Source organism: Bradyrhizobium sp. B120 (genome assembly GCF_049075665.1).
Classification (GTDB): domain Bacteria; phylum Pseudomonadota; class Alphaproteobacteria; order Rhizobiales; family Xanthobacteraceae; genus Bradyrhizobium.
The window spans coordinates 6,833,255-6,851,778 of record NZ_CP185242.1 but is presented as its reverse complement, the minus strand read 5'-3'; the positions used below and the strand labels follow the sequence as shown (position 1 = coordinate 6,851,778).

Genomic DNA, 18,524 nt, shown 5'->3' with positions numbered 1-18,524 from the left:
CGCACGGCATTAGGCGATGCCGGATGATGACCAGGTGAAATCTCGGCCCTAGTTCGAGCCTTCGCTGGGGCCGTTCCTTTCGAGCAGGCGGATAGAGAGCGTCCGTGCATTGCGACTACGAGATGTTTCCCGATGCGGAGCTTTAGCTGGCTGCTGTGGTCGGCTGCGGGCCAGCGTTTCTGATAGCGGCCACGATGATCGCATCGCTGATCCCACCGCAGTCCCCAGGCTGACCCCGAGAGGGGGAAGCCTGCTGGAATCGAAAGGGGCCGCCCGCGTGCGGCCCTTGCCGGTCTGGTCTCGAAGATTTGCTCGGATTGAAAAACTGGTCCCGGCAAGAGCTGGATTAGATCTATCGGAACATGTGGGGAAAACAGGCGCCTGGGAGCGTTGGCTGCGAAAACTGAACCGGCAGATAGCGTTTACGCTGGCCTGATCTGATCCTTTAGCTTGCGATTGATGAGCATTTCAGCGCGGCGTTTTGCCAGCTCGGGCAGCCGGGTTCGAACCGCGCTTTGTATCGACTGGCCATCTAGTTCAATGACGATCTCAAACTGATCGTCATAGCGGCGCGTCACGGTGAAGGCGATTCCTCTATGTGTGAAGGTGCTAGGCATGTGTACGGCCTAACAAATCGCGTGCACCAGTTGCACCGGAAAGCTACGGGAAACCGACCCGCTCCGGGGATGGAGCTATGCGTGGCATAATCATCCCAGGTTCGTTCACCAGCACTGCATTCGAATATGCGAACGTGCTTGCCGGTGCGAATGTTCAGCATGGTCCGGACCAAATCCTGCGGCTTGCCGCACCGACAGGTCTTGGTCGGCTGGTTCTCGATCTCTTGGACTTTCTGCAGGATTGCGGTCATCGACTTCGCCCCGCTAGCCAGGCGAGTGCTTAAGTTACAAAGTGAACACTTGTTTCTATAGCGGGCGCCAGTGCTCCAAGAGGGTATGGAACGTTTGTCTCGAAGGGTGCCGGGTTCGCGCCACTAACGCGGCCTTTACTCTTGCGCGTCCGGATGGAGAGTCCGTTTTTCGGTTGATGCTGCTCATGTGCCGGGTGCGCCTACCGGCGAGAGGCAATGGTTGGACCCGGAGATCTTGCTTGATCGGTGGGACCGCTCTGCAGCGCCGCTCGCCTTTCGGCGACGGCATGATCGAACAGTTCAAGGACCAGGCCGAATGCGGTCAAGTCATCTTGTTCGATCGCTCCCTCATCATAGCACTTCAGGGTTTCGCCGATGATCGCGTCGACTTCATGTTGCGATGTTAGAATGTCCTGTTCGGACCCGGCATTCCGAAGGTCCGAGACCACGGCAAGAATGCGGTTGCGGTGTCTGGTGTTGTCGTCCCGTTCGTCCCGGTTCAGATAGCGACGCAGCCAGGCGGCGGCCGAACCGATCCCGGAAAGAAGAAGCAAAGCGAACCAGAAGTAATCGCTGTACTTGTCCAGAAAAGTCCGCTCGGTCCCGTTGATGACCGCTGCGGCGCCGCGGTGCACCGAGGGCTCCGCCTCCTTCTCCGTCTCGGGCTTCGTGATGTGCGCGGCGCCGGCGACACGTTGCGTGATCGCGTCGCGGACAGCGAAAAGCTGTCGGTAGAAGGCCGCCGCCTTGGCTTCGGACAGTTCATTTCTGGCCAGGATGAGATGGTTGACGCTGATGGTCTCGACCTTGTCCTCAGGCCAAGCCGGTTTCGCGTTGAAGACACTGCCGGGAATTTCCTCCGCTTCATAGCGGGCGTTCCTCAGAGCGATCGCCTCGGATGCTTCGACCGGAAGAAACTTCGGAGCTCCGCGCGATCGCGAAGTCGCGGCGATCGCGGCGGAAGTAACCTTGCTGTCGAGCGGACCGACGGCGAGATAGGCATCGAGGGTCGCGTCTTGCGCAAGTTTTTCGATTTCTTCGGTCCCGAATTGGACCGTCGCAACGTTGTCCGGCCCCACACCGGAGGCAACGAGAACGGTCCGCAGCAGTGCGAGGTTGGCTCCGGTCCTTCCGATGATGCCGACCTTTCGACCCGCCAGATCGGCGATCTCTCCGATCTTCCCGGCGGCCTTTTTCTTGGAGTCCTTGCGAGATCCCCCGGAAAGCGACCACAGGACGACGTAGTTCTTTCGCAGGACCGCCAGTGTCTGCGCGTCGGCCGGCATGCCGAGGTCGCCGCGACCGATTGCCAAGTCGGTTTTGCCGGCGCCCAGCAGAGCCAGGGATTCGGCCGCTCCTCCGGTCGTGATCGGGGAGAGCCTGACGGTCCTGCTTTCCTCCCCGAAAGCCTCGGCCATCGCTTCGACCACCTGATGATCGTCGCTGCCAGCGGGCCCGACGGCGATCCGGAGAGTCTCGGGCTGCAAGACGTAGAAGAGGGCGGCCGCAGCGGCGCCAAAAACAGCAAATCCCAATGCCAGCACGATCAGTAGCCGTCGTTGGCGTCGATCGTGGGCGCTCCTGACTGGACCGTACGGTGACATCAGCAGAACCTACGTGAACAAACGCCCACTTGGGAACTATAAGTGCGCCGCCGATAACTTGGACGAACCAGTGTATGACCGGAATGTTCCGTCGCGCGCGCGAGAACAAGTTCACGGCGGGCCTGGATTTGACTGAGAAGAATACTTCGGGCGCCGATGGCCAATCCTTCGGCTGGCTTTCCGACGGCACAACCCGTTCTTCGGCGACTAGTGAGCGGAAGGCCGGCCCCAATGAAAAAGGCGGCCGTGCCTTCGGGTGCGCGGCCTTGGTTGCGTTCGGATGGACCGGTCACCAGTGGTGATGGCGATGCCAGCGGTGCAGTACGACCGGATAGGATCCGCGGTAATAGGCATAGGCGGGGCGCACGACGCGGCGATAACGGTAGCCGTAAGATAGGGGCGCCGAGTAGTAAGTCGTAGTGTAGCCGCCGCCCCAGCGATAGGGTTCGTCGTAGCCATAGGGACCGTCATAATAGCCGGCTCCATAGTAGCCGGGGTCGCCGTAGTAGCCATAGCTGGGTCCCCAGCCGTACGCCGAGGAGGCAAGCCCTCCGATAACAGCACCCGCAACCAATCCGCTGGCGATACCCGGTCCCCAGCCGCCCCAGCCACCTCGCCAGTGAGCTTCGGCAGGAGACGTCGTGGCCACCGAGGCTAGACCAAGTGCGCCGACCATCAGCGCCGACATTGCAATCTTCTTCATCGGAACTCCTTTCACATTAGGCATGCCCCTCCGATAACGGGAAAAATAGGCAATGGTTGCTGCTGCCCCCCCGGCGGCGCGGGGCAATGGGAGCTCGGCGCCAGGGCAGCGTCGCTCGAATCCGTGTACGGTCAATCGCTGCTGGTCTCTCAATGACTGTGCGCGGGGGCGCTCGCTATCGCTCTCCGGGCCAGCATGTTGAGAAGGGTTCATCGTGGTGATCTTGACCTTATGAGACGAGGTGGCTTCAAACGGGCAACCGGGCTGTCGCGAGCACTTTTGCATCGCATATAAAGCTCGTTGATAGGGTCCATTTCGGTCGGCTCACGATATCGAGTGCGACTGTCTCTCCCATACAGGCGCACCGTTCCTGTGATGCTTGAACCGAACCGTCCCAAACTTGCGTTAGCTAATCTAATCCACACTCAAGGCGGCCTAACATGCGCGCCCCAGACCCCGTCGGAACGATCATTGTGGTTCTCGTAATGCTTGGCTGCCTCAAGCATGGCCTGGGTGAATGAGACGACGGATCGGCGTGCCAAGACGATCTTGTCTTAGTGGCATGCCAGACTGAGGCGTCGGCCGCCTTGGGACTAGGGCAATTACTTTGACCCAGATTCCAGATTCCCTGAGCGAAAAGTTACGCTAGGATCGGGCTTTCCCTCAAGGGGGCATTTCATGTTCGATACGGCTACCACCGCACTTTTGCGCGCGGTTCTCGACGAAGTCTGCGAGAGCGTTTCGCAACGCGAGATCGGGACGCGCACCCACGTCGCCTCGAAGATTTTGGAAGCTGCCAACTGCGGAGAGGTGTCGCCCGAAGGTCTGAAGCGGGTTGGACGCCAAGCTCTCTCGCAAGCACCGACTATGTGGCGTTGACCGGCCGAGGACGAGGGGTGAATTTTCAGGTCACGGTGCTGAAGATTCTGGTGAGCCACCCGGATGGATTTGCCGGGATAGCCGACCTCAAGCGCGACATGGCGATCCTGGCGACCAGCGGCCCGGACTGGGCCGATCGCACCAGGCGACTGGCTGCGCATGTGCCGGGCCTCGACATCTTCTCCCAAGGCCTCGTGGCGCGCGAGAACGGCGGTTGGAAGATCACCGCCAAGGGGCGCGTCGTTCTCGAATTCATGGAGGCGCGCCACAGCGCCAAACAGCCGATAGAGACGGTGCCGGTCGAGAAGGTAGATGCGGCGCTGCCGCAGCCCGCTGAGCGGGCAAGGCGGCGACGCGAGCGTCGAGAGCGTCGCCGCGCGGGGCGCGAACGCGCGCGGGCGAGCGCTTCCTAGACTGTGTGTGCGCCGTCGGAAGGCGACGAGATCCAGGCCGCAGCTCATGGCGTTGAGCACGAAGATCAGTCCCGGACCGCAGAAGGTCGCGATGATCTTGAGCGCTTCGACATCGGCAGCGAGTGACAGTGGGGATTTGCGTTCTTTCCTCCGGCGTTCATCTACGAATCCCTTCCAGGAGAGGTGGGCGCGGGCATCCTGGCCACCCTTGCTGGTTAGGCTTGCGAACTGGATCTCACGTCGTATCGCGGACGCGCGAAGGTTGCGGACATCATCGGATGGCTCATCAGTTTGGGCGGGTTTTGGCCTCGCGCACCCATAGGTGCCGCTACGATCGCAGCGGCACCTGTTCCTCAAGACAACAAATAGTCCGACGCTTTACCGGGGTGATTGCTTGGTGGCGGGTCCGCTCTTGCCGCCCGGAAGGCCCTTGATGTTCGAGGGATCCTGCTCCTGCACCGAGAGGTTTTGCTGGCTTGATCCGACTGTGCCCTTCTGTGCGGCAGGCCCGTTCTTGTTGCCAGCTGAGCCGCTGATGCCGGCACCGGAATTCTGGGCGCTGGGCGCCGTTGCCGGACTTGTGCTTGCGGCGGCCGAATTCGGCTCACCAGGCGGATGAGCGGCAGCACCCGGCTTTTCTTGTTCTCCGACATAGCCCGATGCGCCTGAGTTCTGGGTTTTCGCGCCCTTGTCGGCTTCGCTCTGAAGGTTCTGCCCGGGATTCGTCTGCTGGGCGGCTGCCGGAAGGCCAAGCGCCGTGGCCGCGAAGACGAGCGTCATTAGAGTGGGTATCCGCATGACTGCTTCCTCCTTCGTCTGCTTCTCCCGCAAGGTTGACAGTCAAACAACCGGATAGAAGGCGCGGCGTTCCTTTAAAGATCGAGCAGGGCCGACGGCCGTGCTCGTGATTACTTCACAATGAAATCTATGTCGGACACCGGCCTCAGATGCGACGGACTACGTCTTATCCCCGCGACAAGAGGGGCGAAAGTCCCGCCGTGAGGCGCCATGCCGATATGGTGCCGGACTACGCGGAACATCCCGAAGTCCTTCGCAGAGGAGTTCAGAATCGCCCCCGTGCGCTTCACTAGAGTCGCAAATTCATCACAAGGGACGATAGCCCGTCGTCCGTATTTCGTCCTATGCGGACGGACAGGCTTTCCGTGCTGATTTGCAAGGTGGCTGACGGGGCAGATTTGGCTCGGTCATGGTCGCCTCGACGACACGCCGTTTCGCGAAGTAGGAAGGCGACTGGCGCGCCATGGCTACTCCTGCGGCGGCTGCCCGTTTGAGGCGGATACGCCACCATCGACCGCCACATTAGCGCCGGTCATGAAGCTCGCGTCTTCGCTCGCGAGGAAGGCCATCACGGCGGCAACCTCCTCTGGCTCGCAGACGCGGCCCAGCGGTATCCGCTCGGCGAACTTCGCGAGCAGTCCCTGTCGTCCATCATGTCTTCCGTCATAGCCGTGCGCATGAGGCTCGGGCAGACCGCGTTCACGCGGACGCCCTTCTTGCCGAGGTCGAGCGCGAGCGCGCGCGTTAGGTTGACGACGGCGCCCTTCGCCGCATTGTAGGGGCTCATGCCCCAATCACCGCCTGTCCCCGAGACCGATGCCGTGTTCACGATCGAGCCCTTGGTCCTCTCAAGATGGGGTAGGGCCGCGCGGCAGCCGTAGAACACGCCATCGACATCGGTCGACAGGACTTTCCGCCACCTGTCGTCGCTGATGTTCGCCGGGTCGCCGCCTTCATGGACACCCGCGTTATTCACGAAGACGTCCAGCCGGCCGAAGCGATCGACCACTGCGGCCACCGTTGCGTTGACGGCCCTGAATCCGACACGTCGGCGGCATGGGCTATCGTCCGGTCGGCCGGCAGACTTTTGGCGACCTTTTCGAGGGCGTCCTTGTTGCGGCCGACCAACGCGACCTTGGCGCCCTCGGCCGCGAACCGGCGAGCTGTTGCTTCGCCGATGCCAGACGCTGCGCCGGTAACGATGATGACCTTTTCCTGGAACCTATCGTTCATAGAGGAATCCCGCTGTTCCGTGGCAACGACAGCAATTCTCGCGCCGAGAAGCCGCTGTCGATCTACGCGTTCTCAGGCAGCGCGCCGCTTTCTGGTCCGCGCCGCCTTCTTGGCTGATCGCGACCGTTCCGCGGCCGGCCGCTTGGCCGAGGCGGCGCCGCCGAGACGGCCGCCTTTCTTTGACGGCGAATGGTCTTCTTCCGTCCCGCGGCCGGAGCCGCTCTTCTTGCCGCCGTGGGTCTCCTTGTTCACGGTCGCCCAGGCGCGCCGCTCGGCCTCCTTCTCCGGAACGCCACGGTGCTCGTAGCCTTCCTCGATGTGCTCGGCCTGGCGCTTTTGCTTTTCAGTGTAACTAGACTTGTCGCCGCGGGGCATGGGGTTCTCCCTCGATTGAAGTATTACGTTCAAAACTGGGGAAGGCCAGTCGGTTCCAATCGTGATGACAAGTTGCGGTCCGATAGCAGCGCCCAATTCCCGTCGCGCAGTCACAGTCAAGAAGACCTCACGCAGCGACCGTGGGAACCTTTCTGTGGTTGCGTCTTTTGAATCGACGATGAGCGTCGAAACCGAATTGAAGTTCCAAGCTTCTCCCCGCGGGTTAGCGGCCATGACGAAGGGCGGCGTCCCCGGTGTGCGGGGCGCCGATTGGTCCAAGCAACACCTTGTCTCGACGTATTTCGATACGAACAAGCGCAAGCTCGAGCGGAGTGACGTCACGCTGAGGGTGCGTCAGGTCGACAACAAGTTTGTGCAAACGGTAAAGTCTAATGCCTCAGGAAACCTCCCGCGCGGCGAATGGGAGGCTGAGGTCGATCGCCTCAAGCCGGACATTACCAAAGCAGACGGTACGCCGCTCGATGACTTCAACGCCAAGAACTTGTCCAGGAAGCTGAAGCCGGTCTTTCGCACCTCAATTCGTCGTGCCGCACAGACAATTCGAACCCGCCGCAGCGAGATTGAGCTCGCGGTTGATCGCGGCAAGATTTCCGCCGGCGGCCGCTCGCAACCGATTGCCGAATTCGAGCTTGAATTGAAATCCGGACGTCCGTCAGATCTGTTTTCGTTGGCGCGAAAGTTCGACCGCAAGACCGCCGCCGAGCTCGACTTGCGATCGAAGGCCGAGAAGGGCTATCGGCTCCTTGAAGATGACGGCGAAGGAGCGGTGCATGCGGCACCTATTCAGCTGGATCGTGAGTTAGCGCCAAACAGAGCCTTCCGCATGATTGCGTTTGCGACGCTCCGGCATTTTTCATGCAATGCGGATGCCGTGCGGGCACTTGATTCAGAGGCAGTTCATCAGATGCGGGTAGGCTTGCGGCGAACGCGCGCTGCCATCTCGCTCTTCAACGATGTCCTTCCGCGAATGAATACCGCGCAGATCAAGACTGAGCTTGAATGGCTCACTCGCGAGCTCGCGCCAGCTCGTGAAATCGACGTATTCTTGAAAGAGCGCGTTCATCCCGTCGCGCACGAGACCGTGCCAAAACGCGGCTACCGCGCTATCGAGAAGAAGTTTGCCGCTCAACGGCTTGCGGCCTTCAGGCGCGCTGGACGGGCGGTCGCGTCGGCCCGGTTTCGTCGTCTTTTGCTCGATGTGCTCGAATGGATCGAGACCAGCAGGGCGCCAGCCCATGACGAGCGATTGATTGGTCCATATGCGGCAGCATTGCTCGCCCGGCGCATCAGGAAGGTACGCAAACAAGGCAAACGCTTGCAGGAACTCGATCCGACGCAACGCCACAAGCTACGCATAAGAATAAAGAAGATCCGGTATGCCGTCGAGTTCTTTAAGAGCCTTTACGCCCATAGCGATCACAAGGAACTCGCGGGGCTTTCCGACCGGCTTAAAAGAATTCAATCGGCCCTTGGCTCCTTAAATGACTTTTTGGCGCATCGCGAGATGGGGACGAAAGCTGCACTGAACGCCCCTCGCGCCAATCGGAGGGCTCAGGCATTCGTGTCCGGGTTTGTGGTTGGTCGGGAGCGCGAGGCGGCAAGGGGTTTGATGAAGGCGGCGTCCAGAGAAATCGGCCAGTTGCGCCGATTGCGCAGTGAGCCTTGTTAGGCGCAGTCGACCGCGGAACCTCCGCGGCCTCTCGTGGAGTGTTTAAATAGCGCGATTGAATTCGATCCCACGACATTTGCAGCCATTAAGATTTCGCGGCCCGTGCAGAAAAGTGCGCTTCACTGATTGCAGCGGCAAGGCGAGGACTGAAGCGTACATTCCATTTGGCCAAAGGCCAGCACCTTGATTACGTCTCGATGAGTCCTATGTCGCCCCTGGGTGAGGGTGCAAGCCTATCTGTGACGGAGAGTTCGCATGCGCATCGAGCCAGTCTTTCTGTTTGATCTCGACGGTACGCTGGTCGACAGCGTCTATCAGCACGTACTGGCCTGGAAGCATGCACTCGATTCCGAAGGAATCGAACTATCGGTCTGGCGTATCCATCGCAAAATCGGCATGAGCGGTGGCCTCTTCACCAATCAACTCCTCCGGGAGATCGGCATCGAGATCAGCGCGGAGCGGATCGACCGTCTACGGCGCGCGCATGCGACCTTTTACCAGCAACAGGCAAGCCAGGTCCGCCCCCTGCCGGGCTCACGCGAACTTTTGCGATGGTTGTCGGAAGCTGGAATTCCGTGGGCGATCGCGACCAGCGGTCGAATGGAAACTGCCGCCGTCAATCTTGCGTCGCTGGGCGTCGATCCGGCACGAACCTCGGTTGTGACGCGGGATCAAGTTAAGTATGCCAAACCGGATCCAGATTTGTTTCTTGCCGCGGCCGCGCGGCTTAACGCGCCGATCGAGACTGCCATCGTGGTCGGCGACAGCGTCTGGGACATGATGGCGGCCATCCGTTGCCGTGCACTGGGGGTCGGTCTCCTGAGCGGCGGGTATGGACCGGACGAACTCAGGCAATCCGGCGCGTTCCGTGTCTACGACGACCCGGCCGACCTGTTGCGCAGGATTGACGAGGTCGGGGGACGGCGCTGATCGAGTTTTTGGCCTTCATAGGTCTCGAGCGAAAAGCAGCCGCGGCGTTGTTATTGCAGTTCCTAACGTAGGAACGAATGACAAGCCTTGCCGCTTGATCCCGATCAGGAGGGATCACGAATGGCCAAGCTTGAGGACGGGCGCATTGTCGAAACACCAACCGAAGCGCGTCAAGCTGAACGAGGTCCGAGCATGCTGGTGCTGCTGACCGTCAGCCTCGGGATGGCGGTAATCATCCTGGCCGGCGTTTGGATGATCTTCTTCAGGACCTGACCGCCGTACTCCAAAAGCGCGCTGTGAAGCTCACCAAATCGGCGAGAGCCGAGAGTTCTTGCAACGGTTCAGGCGCCGCCTCGCGCCGACTTCGCGTTCGGCTTGCAGCCAGAAATCCATTTCCGAACCGTCGGCCTTGCCGCTCCGCTCCCAAAGCGCGTAGGCGCGTTGTCGAAGCTTGTCGTCCAGGCCGCTGACTCTCTTTTAGTTTGGGGCATCTTGACGTTGGGCTCGCGTCCCCAGACGCGCAGCTTTTCGACGATGCTGAGCGCCGGGGAGGGATCGAGGTCCTGACGTGTTGCCGCCGCAGCGTCCGCGGGTTTTGGCATCTTCTGCAGACCAAGTTTGCCGCCGACCTTGTTGGCCAGCGTCCCATCGATGTTCAGCAGATGCGAGACCATCCGTTCCCTGATCGCGAGCGTTTTGACCTTGCTGAGTTCGAACGTCAGAGCGGCGGCGATGTGCGCCCGTTCACCCATGGTTTGACTGATGAAAAACTGACGGGCCTGGCTGTAATGGTCTGCGAAGCTCTCGGCACGCAAACGACGTTTGGGCCCTTGCTCGACGTCGGCGAATGGCGTGAACCCGTGCTGTGGCGACTCTCTCGGGCCTTCGCCGAAGGAATTCGGCTGGTAATTGGCACGCCCGACCGGATTGCGCATGGCCATTTGGCCATCCTGCTGAAAGTTAGCGAACGGACATTTAGGCGCATTGATCGGAATGTGAGTGAAATTCGGGCTTCCCAAGCGCTTGAGCTGGGTGTCGAGGTACGAGAAGTTGCGCCCTTGGAGGAGCGGATCGTGCCGAAACCTTCCATGAAGCGAAACGAGCGCGGGATCGCACGATCGGACATCACCCACATGATCATGTGGAAACGCGCAGTCAGGTTCCTCTTTTACGGCGTGGATCAGATCGGGAAACTTGATTGCGTCCTGGATGAAGAAAACCGGCATGCTGTTGCCGGCGATGTCCCAGTTCCCTTCCTGCGTGTAGAGCTTGACGGCGAAGCCCCGGACGTCCCGGGCAAGGTCGAAGGAGCCCTTGCTTCCGGCCACGGTCGAAAACCGGACGAAGGCAGGTGTCTTTTCACCGGCGCGCTGGAATGGGTCAGCCCTGGTGTACTTCGATAGCGGCTTGTAGTTCTCGAAGAAGCCGTGCGCCGCATAGCCGCGCGCATGCACGCCCCGCTCGGGAATCCGTTCGTGATCGAAGTGGAAGATTTTCTCCCGAAAGTGGAAGTCCTCGAGCAGCGTGGGACCGCGCGGGCTGATTTTCAGAGTGTTCTGGTCGTCGGAAACAGGACCGCCCTGTGCCGTCGTGAGCACAGGCACCTTAATGATGCGATTTGATGGAGTTCGCCTCCTTCACCACATTCGAGCTTTTGGTCGTGGATGGTCGCCGTCCCGCCGGGTTCGCGGGTTGCCTTCGTTGTCTTCGCCATTGTTTGTTTCCTGGAGGACGAACTAAGAAGTCGTAAATCCGGGGAGACGCGCTACGTTCCTATTCGGGCGCCGACCTTGGTCAGCGGCGCTTGCAACTGCATCGGGTGCCGATCGCCGGACGCTTGTTTCTTCGAACGCCTGTGGCTCTTCGGGCCTTGGAAATCTCGATCGTCTGGCTGATGACCTGACATTGCTTGTCCGATCGTTGCTCAATCTTACCGCAGCGTAGGCAGGTCAGGTCGGTGCGCTGATCCAGAGACATCATGGGCTTGAGCCGCTGACCGCAATGCGTGCACTTTGTCCAGTCCACCGATCGATCCCATTCTTCTGGCCCTCAATCGACGCGAGGAACAAAGGTTTTTAGGCCGCGTTGGTCGGTCGTTCCGGGAGGAATAGTTGGAGAAGGTGGCTGATCTAACCGCGGAAGTAGCGAAGTCGGTTAGGCAACTTTTCACCGAATTTCATCGGTGATGAAAAGGCTATCGCGGTCGACGCATTGATATGTGCGTGGGCCAAAGTCGTCCCGCATGCGTAGCGAAGGTCCGATGGACAATCTAACGAAAAAGGAACAGCCGGACCGCTCGAAGATAAACATGCACGAGCCCTTCGAGGTCAAATACTGGACCCATGCGCTTGGCGTGTCGAAGGAAGAACTTCAGAAGGCCGTCGACAAGGTCGGGAATTCTGCGGCGACGGTGCGCAAAGAGTTGGGCATTAAGGAGTAGGCATGGCGACCGAATAGCAGATACGAGACTATGCACACCTACTCTGGGAGAGAGAGGGGAAGCCAGAAGGCCGGGACGCCGAATTCTGGCACGCGGCGGAAGTTGAGTTAAATGCAGAAAGCGAGAGCCCTGACGCGCCAGCGGAGACCGACCAACCCAACAAGACCACGATTCCGGGGTGACCAACTCACCTCTCCGATTTTGAGCCGCATCGGTTGGGCAAGGCAACTGTCCATGCCTGCCTTGGCGGATGATCGCGCCTGAACTTCTCGCGCTGTTCGGCCCACTGGCGGACCATATGATCCGTCGTTCCGGTTATCTTGCAAGAAGTGAGTTTCTGAAACAAACGAACAGCGCGGCCGGTCCGGGATATAATGTCGGCGCATCCGGCTTGCCTTAGTGAGCTTTCAGTAAACCCGCCGCAAAGGACGCCAATAGTCAAGATGTTTGCCTTCCGCGCTGCGACGGAATCGTAAGGCGTATCACCGATTGCGACAGCATCGGATCCTTCGATCTTGAGCTTCCGGAGAGCAATTTCGAAGATGTCCGGCGCAGGTTTCGATTCCTCTACATCATCGGAAGAAGTCGTCACGTCGACCAAGTCACTGATGCCAGCGATATCGAGGTACGTGTCGAGTTCATCTCCCTTGGCCGAGGAGGCGATAGCGATCCGAAGTCCGATGTTGCGCGCGCTCCGCAGTAGATCTGGAACCGCCGAAAAGGGACGCACCAGCGGCAGGTATTTTGTCTTGAAGCGATTGCCGCGCCATTCTTCCAATTCCTTGCCGTGGTCCCGTTGCTCGTCTGCCGACAGAAAGACGGGAATGAGCTTGTCTCCTCCTTTGCCAATCTGGCTTCGAACCTGCTCGAAGCTCACGTCGTGGCCGAATTTGAGCATAGCTTCCTGCCATGCAATCGCATGAACATCCACCGAGTCCACAAGCGTTCCGTCCAAATCGAAGATGGCGGCTCTTGGCAACTCAAAGTCCTCCTGCGAGGTAGCAAGTGACTCTGAAGTGCTCATCCCGTGCGATGGCGCTTCAGTCGAGATGGCCGGTTTCCAGTTGGTCTGCGGCCCGCTTTCGCGAAGTCGCGCGATTCTTCTGCGACTGTTACTATCCGCTCGCCAGTTTTCATTCCCGCATCGTGCTCATTGGCTCGCATAGGAACTTTGGCTTCCTGGCCAGATTGTCAGGACGAATTGAGCGGAGGAGACTTGCATGAACCAGCTGATTTATCTGGTGGGACTGATCGTGGTCATCCTTGCGGTGCTGTCGTTCTTTGGATTGCGGTAGGCGCATCATGGACAGTCACCAAAGTGTTGCCGACGTCGTCGACAATAAGGGCGGCTTGCGACTGCAATGGAGCCCGGTCTTCGCGGGTGCGCTCGCCGCGGCGGCTCTATCGCTGATCTTGATCAGCTTCGGCGCTGCGATCGGCCTTGGCGTCAGCTCAAGCTCACCGTCATGGCGCGATGCATCGTCTGCGCTAGCGCTGCTGTCCGGCCTGTACCTGATCCTGCAGGCGCTGGTCAGCTTCGGCGTCGGCGGCTACATTGCTGGCCGTGCGCAGCGCGTGATCGGCGCAACGCCGGCCGATGTGATCGAAAGCAGCGACGGGCTTCATGGTCTGACCGCCTGGGCGCTTGCCGTCATCGTGGGCACGGCGGTTGTCGCGCTGGTCGGACTGTCGGCCGCGCGTCCGACGATCCAGAACCGGCCGTCTGCCACGGCGGCGGAGCCGTTGCTGAGTGCGGAGCTGGATCGCCTGTACCGGTCGCCACGGCGTCCGGCCAATATTGACATCGGGTACGAACGGGCTGAGGCAGGCCGCATCCTGCTGACCAGCTCTGGCCATAGCGGCGTGAGCACCGAGGATCACAGCTATCTGATCCAGCAGGTCGCGGCTGCGACCGGGCTGCCCGCTGCCGACGCCGAAAGGCGCGTCGACAGCGTCATGGGTGATGCCAGAACCGCCATCCAGCGGTCGCGGCGGAGTTCGGTGATCCTGGCATTCTCTGCCGCGGCGGCGCTGCTGTGCGGCGCGGTCGCCGCTTGGGTTGCGGCCTGCGCGGGAGGTCGCCACCGCGATGGCGCACCACTGCCAGAATGGATGGGTGGTAGGCCAACCACCGCCGTACCGATCGTTTGAATCGTTGATTGAACGTGCTCGAGGGAGACAGAGATGGCAGCGATCTTGATCATGGACCACACCGGCGACACTCGCCATCATTTCGATCCGAGGGACAGCGAGCAACTCGCCCGGGCGAACGCGCGCTTCGCCGAACTAACGTCGGATGGCTACACCGCCGCAGTGCGGAAATCGTCCGGCGAAGCCGCGCTCGTCCGCGCGCTGGATCCGACCGCCGAGGAAACCTTGTTCTATCCAAGGCTGGTCGGCGGCTAAGGCCATGATGGCCCGCCCGCGCGCCGTGCCTCTGCTGTCCGCACTGCGCCGCGCCGTCGGCACGCTGGGGGCGACGTTGTCCGCGATCCGGGAGCGCTGGCAGGCCCGCGAACGAAACGAGGCGCGCGGGCTGGCGCTGATGTCCGCATGGTTGTCGCCCGAGCAGCGCTCGCAGTTCGAGAAATGCAACCGCTTCGACGTCGTCGGCTCGGAGTCCGGCAAGCGATATCGAATTTGCTACGGGACATCGACCAACGTCTATGAAATAGACGACACAGGCCGCGTTGTGATTGGCTGGTGCTTCCGGCCGGTCGGTTGTCTGGTGCCGGGGGACGTGATGCTCGCCCAGAAGATCGCGCTCGAAACCGACGAGCGCGCGACCCTCATGGTTGCGAGGCCGTTCTCAAGTTCCCTGCCGCCGCGCGCAAATCTCCCTCCGATCAGCTAAGCACTCGGTTGGCGGCCGGCCACGCGGCGGGAACGTGGTTTTCCCCGACGCGTTTGAAGTTGCGGGGGCGGCCGCGTCGGTTGTTTTCGCCGCAGGGAGGGCCGATGGCGCTCAATTTCGAAACATTGCAGGCGACGCTGGTCCTCTACGGACTGAACGCCGTTTTTGCGATCCTGCTCTTTGTCCTCGGATGGCACGCATCGGGCATCGCGCAACGCTTCGTATTGCGGGTGCTCGCCGCCACGCACCGTGTCGACGCCCTGGTGACGGTGTTCCTGTCCAGCCTTGCTCGCTATGCGGTGCTCGCGGTGGTCGGTATCGCCGTGCTGCAGCTGTTCGGCATTCAGACGGCAAGCTTGGTCGCGGTACTCGGCGCCACATCACTGGCGATTGGGCTGGCCTTGCAGGGGACATTGTCAAACCTTGCTGCTGGTGTGATGCTCCTATTGTTCAGACCGTTTCGGATCGGCGATGACGTCGAGGTCGCCGGCAAGGCCGGCAAGGTGCAGGCCTTGTCGCTGTTCATGACCGAGCTGATCACATCAGGCAACACCCAGATCCTGCTGCCCAACGGATCGGTTTGGGGTAGCGCGATCATCAATCACAGCACCTATCCCGGCACGGGCGAGGTGAAGGTGTCGTTTCCGGACCGCGCGGGGCGGCCGATCAAGCGGATCGGCGAGCAACTTCTGAAACATCTGCGCGAGGACTCCCGGATCGAGGCACAGCCTGCGCCTGAAGTGCATGTCTCGAAAGTGGTCGACATCTCCGATGCCGCGCACCCCATCGTCGAGCTGACGGTCAGCGCAAAGACGAAACCGACCGACGCCGACGCCGTCAGGCAGCGGCTCATGGACCTCGTCACTGCCGTGCTCACCGATTCCGGCACCGCCCGGCCGGAGCCGTCTCAAGCGGCGGGGTAGGGAACGTCGATGATCCTGCCGGGTTGTCGGATGCCGGTTTGCAGTGGATACCGCCATGGGCGCCAACACCCGATCGCCTTCGCTGAGCCTGGTCTTTCGCTCCTATCTCGGAGACGTGCGACGATGGATCGCCCACCTGGTGACCGGCTACGCGGTGGCGTGCGGATTTCTGCTGGTCGCCGCGGTTTCGCTGCTGGTTGCGTTCGGGATCGGGGTTGCCGCGGGCTTCCATGCCCTTGAGCTGCATTACGACATCTGGATCGCATACGCCGTGGTCGGAGGCGCCTTCCTGCTCCTCGGGCTTGTAGGACTGCTGGCGGGGCGCATGCTGCTCGCACGTCCAGCGCCGGCGGTGCCGCGCCCCAGCCGGCAGGCGGACATGCTCAAGCGCGCCATCGTCGTGCCCGTCGCGGCGCGGCTGATCGTCACCTCCGGGTCGGGATCGGGGGCAAGCGTCGATCTCACGACACGGACACTGGCCGCCGGGGCTGCAATCATGCTCGTCGGCTGGTTCGCCGCATCGCGCCTCAGGCGTCGGCACGACGCCATCCAGGACTAGCGATGGCGCGGCGCTCCAGTTGGTCAAACGACCTGATGCTTGCCGGTGCAACGGCTCTGGCAACCGTGGCGATCTATCGACATGTGTCGCGATCGGCGACGCCGGTCGAACGGGAGCAGGGTGTCGAGCCCGCATTGGCCGAAACGCAGGATCGTGGACGGCCGGCTGAGGCGCCGATCCAGATTCCGGCCGCAGGCTGGAAGGACATTCTGCTGCGAACCTATCAGCAGATCGAGGAGGACCGGCTGCTGGCGACCGCCGCCGGCGTCGTGTTCTACGGCCTGCTGGCGATCTTCCCGGCCATCACCGCGCTGGTCTCGAGTTACGGCCTGTTCGCCGATCCGTCCACGATCTCGTCCAATCTGCAGAGTCTGGCGCTGATGCTCCCGGAAGGCTCATTCGCGATCGTCCAGGACCAGATCGCTCGTGTGCTGGCGAAGGGCACCTCGACGCTCGGTCTGACCTTTGCGGTCGGTCTGCTGATTGCGATCTGGAGCGCCAATGCCGGCATGAAGGCGATCTTCGATGCGCTCAACGTCGTCTACGAGGAGAAGGAGAAGCGGGGCTTCTTCAAGCTCAACCTGATGTCCCTCTCATTCACCGTCGCAGCCCTCGTCTCGATCATGCTGATGGTCGGAGCGGTGGTCGTCGTGCCCCTTCTGCTACAGCAGGTTGGCCTCGGCGCACGGGCCGAGCTCATCGTCCGGTTCGGACGGTGGCCGATCCTGGTGCTCCTGCTCCTCACCGCGCTTGCGGTGCTTTACCGCTATGGCCCCAGCCGAACCCAGCCGCGCTGGCAATGGCTCAGCGTCGGCGCCGTCGCGGCGGCTGTGCTATGGCTGATCGGTTCCGCGCTGCTCTCCTGGTATCTTGCCAACTTTGAAAATTACAGCGCGACCTATGGCTCGCTCGGCGCGGCCATTGGCTTGATGACCTGGATGTGGATGTCCGCCATCATCGTGCTGTGCGGGGCGGAATTGAACTCGGAGATCGAGCATCAGACCGCCATCGATTCGACCGAGGGCCGAGGCAAGCCACTCGGGACGCGGGGCGCAAGAATGACGGATACGGTTGGCAGGGTGTCGTAGCAAGAGGCTCGCTGTCTAATACCGCCGCACGGTTGACCGGAAAGCGATCCAGATCGCAACCGACAGGAGCCCCAGTCCACCGAGCACCAAGAAGGCTGGGCCATAGCCGATCCATTGTGCGATCCAGCCGCCGAGTGCGGGGCTAAGCGACGCGCCAACGCCTTGGACGGTAATGACCGCGCCTTGCCCGAGATTGATACGCCCTGTTCCGTTCAACGATCGCGCAACCATTCCAGGTACGGCGACACTTTGCAGGCCGGCGCCGATGCCGTCGAGGATTTGCACCGGCAGGACGCCCCACCAGCCGGACAGAAAAAAAGCGAGCACGCCGCGGATGGGCAAGGCCAGGAACGACAGCAGCAGGACAGGCCAGTAGTTCCGGCGCTCGGCCGCGCGCATGCCGGCGATCGATGCTAGGACCATCACCCCCTGAGCCACCACGATCGTGGTTGCGACAAAGCTCGGACCATCAGCATGACCGCCGGCAACCGCGGCAAGGCCGTAGAGCGGTACGATTGCTGCATTGCCGAGATGAAATACGGCCAACGCGACCGCGAGCACCAGGAGCGGCTTGTGCTTAACCAGCACGGCAAATCCGTGAGGCTGACTTTCGGGATCATCTTCCTTTCCGCGTGCCGCACGGTGATCGATGCTGTCGGACGGGATCAAAAGGACGCAGGCGATCGTGATCGCACCAAACAGGGCGGCGAGAAGGAAGACTGCCCCGTAGCCATATTGCCAGCCGAGATAGCCAGATGCCGCGGCGCCGGTCATATTGCCGGCGTGATTGAAGGCCTGGTTGCGACCGTTCTGCCGGTTAAAGCCGCGCTGCTTGACGATGCCGAGCGTGATACCGGTGACCGCCGGAACGATGGCTGCACCCGCGATCGATGTTGCGACCTGGGACAGTGCAACGGCCCAGAATGTTTGCGACAGCAGGATGACGGCTGATGCCACCACGACGGCGACGCCGGGCACGATCACCCACGCCTGCTTGTGGTTCGTGGTGTCGATGCAGCCGCCGATCGGGGTCGTGATCAGCATGCCCGCGATATTGCCGAGCGTCAGTGCGGTCCCGATCAGGCCGCTGGTCCAGCCATGCATCTGCAAGAAGATCCCGACGAACGGCCCAATCCCCGACTGCATGTCCGCCATGAAGAAATTGAC

21 protein-coding genes and 4 pseudogenes are annotated in these 18,524 nt (G+C 61.3%); 14 read left to right on the top strand and 11 right to left on the bottom strand.

What is annotated here, in order from left to right; genetic code table 11:
* Positions 1 to 422: 422 nt before the first annotated feature.
* Entirely contained in the window at positions 423 to 617 is a 195-nt protein-coding gene (locus ACOIX3_RS31805) for a hypothetical protein (protein WP_420965911.1), read from the bottom strand.
* A 451-nt stretch (positions 618 to 1,068) separates the two neighbouring features.
* Positions 1,069 to 2,472: a TAXI family TRAP transporter solute-binding subunit gene (locus ACOIX3_RS31800; protein ID WP_420965910.1), complete on the bottom strand. Its 1,404-nt coding sequence runs from the start codon at positions 2,470 to 2,472 to the stop codon at positions 1,069 to 1,071.
* Between the two features lie 74 nt (positions 2,473 to 2,546).
* On the opposite strand from ACOIX3_RS31800, the gene ACOIX3_RS31795 reads away from it, so the two are divergent.
* Positions 2,547 to 2,774, top strand: coding sequence for a hypothetical protein (locus ACOIX3_RS31795; RefSeq protein ID WP_420965908.1), 228 nt, complete (start codon positions 2,547 to 2,549; stop codon positions 2,772 to 2,774).
* On the opposite strand, the gene ACOIX3_RS31790 is transcribed toward ACOIX3_RS31795, so the two are convergent.
* Positions 2,762 to 3,199 (bottom strand): hypothetical protein, encoded by a 438-nt coding sequence (locus ACOIX3_RS31790; RefSeq protein ID WP_420965907.1) that lies wholly within the window; start codon positions 3,197 to 3,199, stop codon positions 2,762 to 2,764. The genes ACOIX3_RS31795 and ACOIX3_RS31790 overlap by 13 nt on opposite strands.
* Before the next feature lie 654 nt (positions 3,200 to 3,853).
* Between ACOIX3_RS31790 and ACOIX3_RS31785 the strand changes: the two genes are divergently transcribed.
* Positions 3,854 to 4,054: a hypothetical protein gene (locus tag ACOIX3_RS31785; protein WP_420965904.1), complete on the top strand. Its 201-nt coding sequence runs from the start codon at positions 3,854 to 3,856 to the stop codon at positions 4,052 to 4,054.
* A gap of 17 nt (positions 4,055 to 4,071) precedes the next feature.
* Positions 4,072 to 4,467, top strand: coding sequence for a hypothetical protein (locus ACOIX3_RS31780; protein ID WP_420965903.1), 396 nt, complete (start codon positions 4,072 to 4,074; stop codon positions 4,465 to 4,467).
* Between the two features lie 378 nt (positions 4,468 to 4,845).
* Here ACOIX3_RS31780 and ACOIX3_RS31775 read toward each other — a convergent pair.
* The 4 genes and pseudogenes from ACOIX3_RS31775 to ACOIX3_RS31760 form a co-directional block, all read right to left on the bottom strand.
* Positions 4,846 to 5,040 (bottom strand): annotated as a pseudogene (locus ACOIX3_RS31775) (hypothetical protein); the annotation flags it as partial.
* Positions 5,041 to 5,732: 692 nt separating this feature from the next.
* Positions 5,733 to 6,241 (bottom strand): annotated as a pseudogene (locus ACOIX3_RS31770) (SDR family NAD(P)-dependent oxidoreductase).
* Positions 6,238 to 6,498 (bottom strand): SDR family oxidoreductase, encoded by a 261-nt coding sequence (locus tag ACOIX3_RS31765; RefSeq protein WP_420965902.1) that lies wholly within the window; start codon positions 6,496 to 6,498, stop codon positions 6,238 to 6,240. The pseudogene ACOIX3_RS31770 and the gene ACOIX3_RS31765 overlap by 4 nt, the downstream one beginning before the upstream one ends.
* Before the next feature lie 72 nt (positions 6,499 to 6,570).
* Positions 6,571 to 6,873 (bottom strand): plasmid stabilization protein, encoded by a 303-nt coding sequence (locus tag ACOIX3_RS31760; RefSeq protein WP_420965901.1) that lies wholly within the window; start codon positions 6,871 to 6,873, stop codon positions 6,571 to 6,573.
* Positions 6,874 to 7,051: 178 nt separating this feature from the next.
* Between ACOIX3_RS31760 and ACOIX3_RS31755 the strand changes: the two genes are divergently transcribed.
* The 3 genes from ACOIX3_RS31755 (at position 7,052) to ACOIX3_RS31745 (ending at position 9,766) form a co-directional block, all read left to right on the top strand.
* Entirely contained in the window at positions 7,052 to 8,563 is a 1,512-nt protein-coding gene (locus ACOIX3_RS31755; RefSeq protein ID WP_420965900.1) for a CHAD domain-containing protein, read from the top strand.
* A 255-nt stretch (positions 8,564 to 8,818) separates the two neighbouring features.
* Positions 8,819 to 9,493, top strand: coding sequence for an HAD family hydrolase (locus ACOIX3_RS31750; protein ID WP_420965899.1), 675 nt, complete (start codon positions 8,819 to 8,821; stop codon positions 9,491 to 9,493).
* Positions 9,494 to 9,613: 120 nt separating this feature from the next.
* On the top strand, positions 9,614 to 9,766 hold the full coding sequence (locus tag ACOIX3_RS31745) for a hypothetical protein (protein ID WP_420965898.1): 153 nt from the start codon (positions 9,614 to 9,616) through the stop codon (positions 9,764 to 9,766).
* A 30-nt stretch (positions 9,767 to 9,796) separates the two neighbouring features.
* Here ACOIX3_RS31745 and ACOIX3_RS31740 read toward each other — a convergent pair whose 3' ends face one another.
* Together ACOIX3_RS31740 and ACOIX3_RS31735 are read right to left on the bottom strand one after the other, a co-directional pair.
* Positions 9,797 to 9,955 (bottom strand): DUF2934 domain-containing protein, encoded by a 159-nt coding sequence (locus tag ACOIX3_RS31740; protein ID WP_420971839.1) that lies wholly within the window; start codon positions 9,953 to 9,955, stop codon positions 9,797 to 9,799.
* A gap of 62 nt (positions 9,956 to 10,017) precedes the next feature.
* Positions 10,018 to 11,207, bottom strand: a pseudogene (locus tag ACOIX3_RS31735) (catalase); the annotation flags it as partial.
* Between the two features lie 546 nt (positions 11,208 to 11,753).
* Here ACOIX3_RS31735 and ACOIX3_RS31730 point away from each other — a divergent pair.
* Both ACOIX3_RS31730 and ACOIX3_RS31725 read left to right on the top strand, forming a co-directional pair.
* Positions 11,754 to 11,933: a DUF3606 domain-containing protein gene (locus ACOIX3_RS31730; protein WP_092117711.1), complete on the top strand. Its 180-nt coding sequence runs from the start codon at positions 11,754 to 11,756 to the stop codon at positions 11,931 to 11,933.
* Between the two features lie 20 nt (positions 11,934 to 11,953).
* On the top strand, positions 11,954 to 12,115 hold the full coding sequence (locus tag ACOIX3_RS31725) for a DUF2934 domain-containing protein (RefSeq protein WP_420971838.1): 162 nt from the start codon (positions 11,954 to 11,956) through the stop codon (positions 12,113 to 12,115).
* Between the two features lie 133 nt (positions 12,116 to 12,248).
* On the opposite strand, the pseudogene ACOIX3_RS31720 reads toward ACOIX3_RS31725, so the two are convergent.
* Positions 12,249 to 12,957 (bottom strand): annotated as a pseudogene (locus ACOIX3_RS31720) (HAD family hydrolase).
* Between the two features lie 278 nt (positions 12,958 to 13,235).
* Between ACOIX3_RS31720 and ACOIX3_RS31715 the strand changes: the two are divergent.
* From ACOIX3_RS31715 to ACOIX3_RS31690, 6 genes are all read left to right on the top strand, one after another.
* Positions 13,236 to 14,084, top strand: a complete 849-nt coding sequence (locus ACOIX3_RS31715; RefSeq protein ID WP_420965897.1) for a hypothetical protein — start codon at positions 13,236 to 13,238, stop codon at positions 14,082 to 14,084.
* Between the two features lie 33 nt (positions 14,085 to 14,117).
* Entirely contained in the window at positions 14,118 to 14,339 is a 222-nt protein-coding gene (locus ACOIX3_RS31710; RefSeq protein ID WP_420965896.1) for a hypothetical protein, read from the top strand.
* 4 nt (positions 14,340 to 14,343) lie between these two features.
* Positions 14,344 to 14,787 carry a hypothetical protein gene (locus ACOIX3_RS31705; protein ID WP_420965894.1) on the top strand — a complete coding sequence of 148 codons (444 nt, stop codon included), beginning with the start codon at positions 14,344 to 14,346 and terminating at the stop codon, positions 14,785 to 14,787.
* Between the two features lie 104 nt (positions 14,788 to 14,891).
* Positions 14,892 to 15,710 (top strand): mechanosensitive ion channel family protein, encoded by an 819-nt coding sequence (locus ACOIX3_RS31700; RefSeq protein WP_420965893.1) that lies wholly within the window; start codon positions 14,892 to 14,894, stop codon positions 15,708 to 15,710.
* Between the two features lie 55 nt (positions 15,711 to 15,765).
* Positions 15,766 to 16,269: a hypothetical protein gene (locus ACOIX3_RS31695; protein WP_420965892.1), complete on the top strand. Its 504-nt coding sequence runs from the start codon at positions 15,766 to 15,768 to the stop codon at positions 16,267 to 16,269.
* Between the two features lie 2 nt (positions 16,270 to 16,271).
* Entirely contained in the window at positions 16,272 to 17,357 is a 1,086-nt protein-coding gene (locus tag ACOIX3_RS31690) for a YihY/virulence factor BrkB family protein (RefSeq protein ID WP_420965891.1), read from the top strand.
* A gap of 15 nt (positions 17,358 to 17,372) precedes the next feature.
* Here the strand turns inward: ACOIX3_RS31690 and ACOIX3_RS31685 are convergent, their stop codons facing one another.
* Positions 17,373 to 18,512, bottom strand: coding sequence for an MFS transporter (locus ACOIX3_RS31685; protein WP_420971837.1), 1,140 nt, complete (start codon positions 18,510 to 18,512; stop codon positions 17,373 to 17,375).
* Positions 18,513 to 18,524: the final 12 nt, after the last annotated feature.